This window comes from Shewanella sp. UCD-FRSSP16_17 (genome assembly GCF_001675935.1).
GTDB lineage: Bacteria > Pseudomonadota > Gammaproteobacteria > Enterobacterales > Shewanellaceae > Shewanella > Shewanella japonica.
The window spans coordinates 1-6,948 of record NZ_LZFV01000010.1 but is presented as its reverse complement, the minus strand read 5'-3'; the positions used below and the strand labels follow the sequence as shown (position 1 = coordinate 6,948).

At 38.6% G+C, this 6,948-nt stretch carries 5 protein-coding genes and 2 pseudogenes; 2 read left to right on the top strand and 5 right to left on the bottom strand.

Annotated elements, in window-relative coordinates; translation table 11 throughout:
• Nucleotides 1-277: pseudogene (locus A9267_RS08985) on the bottom strand (transposase); the annotation flags it as partial.
• 75 nt (nt 278-352) lie between these two features.
• On the opposite strand from A9267_RS08985, the gene A9267_RS08980 reads away from it, so the two are divergent.
• Complete coding sequence (locus A9267_RS08980) at nt 353-904, top strand: hypothetical protein (RefSeq protein ID WP_065108947.1); 552 nt, start codon at nt 353-355, stop codon at nt 902-904.
• 866 nt (nt 905-1,770) lie between these two features.
• Here A9267_RS08980 and A9267_RS08970 read toward each other — a convergent pair.
• From A9267_RS08970 to A9267_RS21900, 3 genes are all read right to left on the bottom strand, one after another.
• Complete coding sequence (locus tag A9267_RS08970) at nt 1,771-2,157, bottom strand: hypothetical protein (RefSeq protein ID WP_065108945.1); 387 nt, start codon at nt 2,155-2,157, stop codon at nt 1,771-1,773.
• Nucleotides 2,154-4,376 carry an RHS repeat domain-containing protein gene (locus tag A9267_RS08965; protein WP_065108944.1) on the bottom strand — a complete coding sequence of 741 codons (2,223 nt, stop codon included), beginning with the start codon at nt 4,374-4,376 and terminating at the stop codon, nt 2,154-2,156. Before A9267_RS08965 ends, A9267_RS08970 begins: the two co-directional genes overlap by 4 nt.
• A 190-nt stretch (nt 4,377-4,566) precedes the next feature.
• A complete protein-coding gene (locus tag A9267_RS21900) occupies nt 4,567-5,115 on the bottom strand; it encodes a hypothetical protein (RefSeq protein ID WP_065108943.1) in 549 nt (182 codons plus the stop codon).
• A 482-nt stretch (nt 5,116-5,597) separates the two neighbouring features.
• Here A9267_RS21900 and A9267_RS08955 point away from each other — a divergent pair, with 482 nt between their 5' ends.
• Nucleotides 5,598-6,353 carry a hypothetical protein gene (locus tag A9267_RS08955; RefSeq protein ID WP_065108942.1) on the top strand — a complete coding sequence of 252 codons (756 nt, stop codon included), beginning with the start codon at nt 5,598-5,600 and terminating at the stop codon, nt 6,351-6,353.
• A 376-nt stretch (nt 6,354-6,729) separates the two neighbouring features.
• Here A9267_RS08955 and A9267_RS21895 read toward each other — a convergent pair.
• Nucleotides 6,730-6,948: pseudogene (locus A9267_RS21895) on the bottom strand (transposase); the annotation flags it as partial.

The window sequence follows — 6,948 nt, the reverse complement described above, 5'->3', positions numbered from 1 at the left end:
GCAGCACCTCTTTATCTGTCCAGAGCTTCGCTTTATCWGCATCAACTTTTAACACCACATGTAAATGATTACTCATCACTGCATAAGCACAAATATCAATCGCAAAAATGGTCGCCAATTCTACAATACGTGAATCAACCCACTCACGGCGATGCTCAAAATTTTCACCTGTCGATTTATCAAAACCACACAAAAACGCCTTACGTACCACACGCGAACAACAGTGGTAGTAAGGCGTATCTTCTAAGCTCACGAGGGTTTGTCTTGGTCTAGCCATCTTCAAGTACCATTTAAAAAGGGTAAATAAAGCCTAGTTCAGTGTTTAATATTTAACCAGTTATAATGGGTGGCCATGTTATATTCCATGTCAGTTTTGGTATTGGTTGGATGCAAAACGCTACCAATGCAGCCAAAGGAATCACCACAAAAAACCGCACCAGCAAAAAAAGAAGAGCCAAAGTATGCTTGGTTCAGAAATACTAACGGATCTTTGGTTGGTGCCGAGAGTTTGGTGTTTAACGATACGTCGAATCAGTTTCACCCTAAGACTCTAATGAGAGTGTCTGCTTTGAGAAGTGCTGACTGCGCTACTTATGTAGAATTTCCGCAAGTTGGAGCGTTTCGTGATAAAGACATGTTGATAAATATTAACGGGCAAGATTTGAATTATATGCCTAGAGATTTAATTCATGATGTGCCTAATCACACGTTCTCTGAAAAGGGTCGTCAATTCGTAATGAATGAGTTCATGACGAAAGATGAAATTAATCTGACTTACAAAGATAATACTTATGTTATTCCTACAAACACTTTCGAGGGTGCGTTGAATATAGTGAAAGAAGATTGCCAGAAAGCCCTTTCGGATGCGAAAACTTTAAAAGAGCGCAAGTCGAGCGCTTTGTAATATAGAGAAATCGGCATCTAATTTATGGTGCCGAATCTTGTTTAGATATAGAGAGCCAAGCTCTCTATATTAGAACCTTAGTGTTGATTCATTACTTTAAGATTCTTGTATTTCTTAAGCCCCTTTCGAACCGCTTAGAGACTTTTCCATAAGTACATATATTCGTTGAGCTTTCCTCGAGGTTAGTACTGATATTTCGATGAAAAATATCTAAACTGAGGGCCCAGTACCTTCATGGCAAAGGGGTATAAGAAAAAGTAAGGCAAACCGACCTCTGTGGTTTAAGAGGTTATATGGCACAGGCAAGGAATGAGGCAATTCTGAGTTACTATGAACAAATGCTGCTGAATTTTCTGGTAACTTATTCGATGCCAAACACACCAATTGGCCACAAAGTAGTTGCCCGTTTTACTTAACCACTAAGGGACAGTGGCCAACCAATCCTTAGCTCTTTGTTAGCTTATAGCTCAGTGCAAGCTTGTTAGCCCTTTAAGAAAACTCCCCATACTTAATTTTGTTAAGCCACTCACTAACCAATATACGTACCTCTAGATAATCCATTAACTCATTGGGCTTTTTGTTACTAAAAGCCGGTACGTTAGAGTTAAATAATAATTTAACAAGGGAATGGTCACCTCCATAAATATCACAAGCTTCGCTAAAGAGCTCAAATCTACTTGGACTTGGACTTGGACTTGCTGTGCTCATAATAAATATCTCCCGACTCAAATTTTTGGGTCACTTTATAAAAACCAGTTATAATGGGTGGCCATGTTATACATTTTAACTAAAGTTAAAAGTAGAGGTCAGGCTGCCATTAATTATAGGTGTTTATGTATATAACTATAGATGAATATTTACGCCCATCATAACTGCCTAATTATCGGCCATAGAAAATAAGTTACGGTTGGTAAATAAAAAAGTAGAAACACAAAAAAACATGTACATTTCCTAATCTTTTGACTTATCTTTTCTTCAAAAAAGTCTACATTTCCAAAAAGATTTTTTTTACTTACATAAATCTCAAAACCAATACCTAAAGTAATGAATAAGCCTATCACCATGTATAAAATCATTGACTTTTCAAAATCCAAATACTTTAGAAGTAAGGCTAACCAAGGAATTAAAGTCAACATGATAAATAGTTCTATTTGAACTACCGCAATACTACATGCCTGCTCATTTGAAATACCTTGACGTCTTGCATAGGCCCACCCACCAATTAACACGTCATCAATAAAAAGTTTTTTCATAATTCAATCACCGGTATTCCGAAGGTTCTTTTCATTGTATTTATAGGATCTTCTCTAAACCCCTGCTCGACATTATTTTTATCAATACTTTTTGAAAAGTTTGATACACCTCTATTGGTATCTCTAGTCAGTTGTATGAACCCTCCAGGATATGTGAGATCTATAACAGAATAAGCAATAGATGCTGCAGCACCTGCTCCTCCCCCCCTTAAACCAATAAGAGCCATACTCACATCCCCACTTGATTTAAATGCTGCTTCTTTAGTGGTGGCTCCTTCATTAAGCACATTAGACGTCACAGAGGCAGCAAGGCCAACACCTGTAAGATAGGGGCTCATTTTTGAAGCTAGCTTAGACCCATCCAAAGACAACACCTTCATAGTGGACTTAGCATCTTTACTTAATTTCCAAGCGTTGCCTGTTGCCCCAGTTGCCATTAAAGCTGTACCTGCCCCAGACTTATTTAATAAAGCTAAATCATTAGTTTGCTCTAATCCAGCAGTAATAACTGATGCTCCTGTGGTCGCTTGACTTACACTACCTGCCGCATCTTTCACTCCATCTTCTCTTTTTGCGGCTACTTCTTGTAAACTCCCAATACTGACACTTGTCGCTTTGCCCTCACTAAAGTTTACCGAAAACGACTGAGTTGCACCATTCGAATATGTTGCTGTACCCGACACTCCAGTTGTGACGGAGCGCTTGATGCGAGAACCTGTTACGGCAACCTTTTCTGTTTCTTTGGTATATTCAACTTTCTCTAACTCAGGCCCCTCAGCCACATACCCCGTCGGATCTGTCCCTGCCAGCGGATTGTTCATAATATACGAATACGGATTAACACTTTGCGTCGATGTCGGACTCTGAATAAACGGGTCAACACTCATAAAACGACCCATATTGTAATCATACACCCGCCCGTTCATATGAATTAGCTGCTGTTCATTCAAGTGTTCGTGGTCGGTAAAGCCGCGGCGATTGCCATTGGTCTCAATCAGATCGCCTAAGCTGCCGGCCACACTCGCTGTAGCTGTTCGGCCAAACGGGTCAAAGTAGCGCTGAGAGATAATATTGCCCTGATGATCCACCATGGTCGTCGCACTACCGAGTCTATCACGCAAGGTGTACAGCAACTGATGACTGCGCTCTGGGGTGTAACTCAATACCGCAATATCACCAATGTAAGCGCGCCAACTACCATCGTTATCAGCTTCAAATAGCTTATCGACATAATGGGTTTTAGTAGTCGTGCCGCTGACGGTACGGGTTTGTAGCGCACGCATATTATCGCTGCCATACACAAAACCAGTGCTGGTGTTGTTGTTCGGCCCACGCCCTACCACAGTTAATGGTTTATCCAGCGCATTGTAGGTCATGGTAAGCCCATCACCACTGATTAAATTACCGCGGCTATCGTAGCTAAATTGCACTCGCGAGCCATTTAACTTAGTAATAGCACATACCGCATTCGGCCCAGCATTACTGCCTGAAGCACAGCTGCTATTGTATTCATAAGCGTTAGCCGTATTGCGACTGTAATCTGTCTTTTTAAGCAAGTTACCCACTGTATCGTAGCCATAATTTACAGTAGCAGCAAACGGAGTTGTATTATCATAAATGGCAAAACCTGCGTTACTATAAGTATATTTTTCGAGACGATTTAGCTCATCGTATTCATAACTTTTAGCTAAGCCTGTAGCACCGTTTCGCTCCTCTATTAAATTCATGAAACTATCATATTGGTCATAGTAATGGCTGTGTAACAAGCCCAATGAACTTGAGACTTCAGTGCTTGCCATAGTGCCTTCGCTGTTATAATCACTCGTTTGTTCTAACAACGCATTGGCCATTTGGCTTCCAGTAATATGTCCTGCGGCGTCCATTTGAGTAATGTCTCGATATACATACTGTGAAGCAGCATTACGAGTTTGTGCAAGGTAACCTGCATCGTTATATCGATACTCTAGGGTTAAACCATTAGGATAAGTAAGCCCTTTAGGACGACCATAAAATCCGTCATATTGATGGCTTATGATGCGGGTAACATTATCCCCGCCTACACTGCTCGCTACCTTAACTGAGCTACTGGCTAATTGTAGTGCATTGGTGTAGGTATAATTTCGGGTTATTCCATTTTGGGTTTCACTGGTAAGCATACCTTTTTTAAGGGTATCCCATGTGTAACTTGCGCTGCCATCGGAGTTATAATGGGTGGCCATGTTATATCACCGCTAGTGGCGCTGGTGTCAATTGCACAGACTGCTGCTCACAACTGATCACTTCTACTGGCAAGTACGACTCAGCGTGCTGGTTAGATTGCCAGCGACAGGCAATAAAAAGCCCCAAAATATGGGGCTTATTAAGAAGCTGGAAATCATTAGCTATCTAAATTCGATTTATCATGCCTGTCTATATAAACGGCCAGTGTAATGATGAAAAAGAATTAACAGGCCATTCCCAATTTCCTTTTACAAAAAAGATAATAGCAAGTATAAAAAAACTGAACAGTAGCACCTTCAATAACATAGTAAGAGTTATCCTGAAACAACTTTCACTTCCATATTTTACATTTAAAAAATCAATTAACTCATCAATAAGGCAAAACCCACCAAATCCACCAAAAACAAGTAAAATTCCTATATATTTACTCAGTTCTACATCATTAGAAACTAAACAATATATCCCAGTCCAAAGTGCCCAGTATGCCCCCGAAAAATGAAACGCTGGAGTTATGTAGTTATTTTCACACTTCTCAAACTTACTCAGAAAAAGTAAAAGCATAGTAATAATAAACTTAATGTAGTAACTTTTTGAAAATGAATCTGAATTACCAAAAAAGTCCAAAAGAAATACATCTATAAACAAAAAAACAGAAAAAACAACTACAATAATCGCTATCGACCTTACGTTCAAATAGCATTTACTTTGCGTTTTAGAATTCAAAAATAGGTTGACCATTCTTATCTACCCTTATTACTGGTTTTCCACTACCTGAGCCCGCTTTCATTTTAGGTTTTAGAAGCATATAAACGTGCCACCCATTATTAATCAATAACATAACGGCCTTTTGGTATGCTCGCAAGTGAACTTACCTGATTGAGTAGTCGTTGGCTTGGGGAGTCTATTGATTTAGCGAGATTTGAGGCAATTTCAGCGCATTCAGCTGATATTACCAATATTTAAGTCAGCACCAAGTTGTCCATGCTTAAAGACTAGAAGATTGATGAGTTAAAAGGCCAGTTTGATTTTACTTATGTTAGTCATCCAAAAGATTATAAAGAGCAAACATTAATAGGGAGTTTTAAAATCAATTGGATAGTTCATACGAAGCCTAACACTCTCGATGAGTGGAATACTTATGATATATTTATGAAAGGGAGATAATAAATAGGGAAATTATTGTAACCTTTATAAGATTGCATCAAGGTTACGACTAGAAGATGAAAAAAATTATTCAATTTATTGGTAACTCGATACTGATTTTAATAGCGATAAGCCTTTTTTTATCGGGAATTATTTCTGATGAAAGTACATTAGTAAGCTCAAGTTTTCTTTACATTATATTAGGAGCAGGGGCTGCATATTTATTTTGGAAGTTTTCACCAGGGTTACATTCTAGTAAAAATCAAAAACAAAGAATAAAACATCAAATTTCGGCATTTTTAGTTTTTATTTTTATACTTGTTGCGGGACCGCTTTCTACCGCTAGGTATGGCCACATATTGCTTTCTTCGATTGGAAAAAGTAAAGAAGTAAATTTAGAACTAACGGTGGATTATGTAAGCAGTACATATAGTAGTGCTTATTGCGCAGGGGCAATTTATTTAAAAGGTTATTTCAACTTTGCCAATGGTAGGCTCTGTGGCGTATCAAGGTCAATATGGTCACAATTAAAAAGTGGTGACCATATTATAGTCCAAGGTTTAAAAACATATTGGGGCTTTGAGTATACAAATTTAATAAAGAATCTCGATAGAGAAATTTATCAAAGTAAAACACTTAGGTTACTTCAAGATTTTGATAACATGGATTCAAATAAAGCTTTTGCATTAGCTAGAGGAATTGATGGTCGCGAGGTAATTGGTTATTCACATTCATATAGTTCACCTAAAAAAGCGAAAGAAAGAGCTCTTAGTGAGTGCCAAACGCAAATAGAGTTTTATAGCATGAAAGCTAAATGCAAACTCATTAGATAATTTTGTATTCGTTAATTTTCTATAAAAACCTCTCCCCGCATAATGAGAAGAGGTTTTAATCATTTTCAGCAGAATTTCAAAGTTAACTCTACTTATCTAATACCAATGCACGCTTTCAGCGACATTACTGTCGCTACAAGCATAAGTCGACATAAGCGTGGCTCTACTTTCAATCGGTTAGCTAAAAAATATAACCATATGCTGACATAAAATATAACCATAAGCTGACAAATTGAGGCAACTGATAAAATTAAAAATGGCGCCATGTACTTTTATTACAATTTAGGCCGACCAGCCCCTCACTTCAATATGATTTCAAGCTACTGAGAGGAGTGAAAATGGTGTTTATTAAAGTGATTCAATCAGAGAGGTTATGCTAGGCGCTTAACCACTTTTGGCAGTTAGCTGCGCTTTGTCGTCGTTTGCGGCCGACATGCTCACAATATTCAGTTAGCGCTGGCAGTGCCCCAACCGCACCTTTAAATAATGCCTCGAACTCTGTAGTGATTTTTAACCAGTYTTCAGCGGGAATATTGAGTCGATTAAGAATGTGCTGGCTACTCGTACTTATCGCACCACGCTTGTCATCGTCATC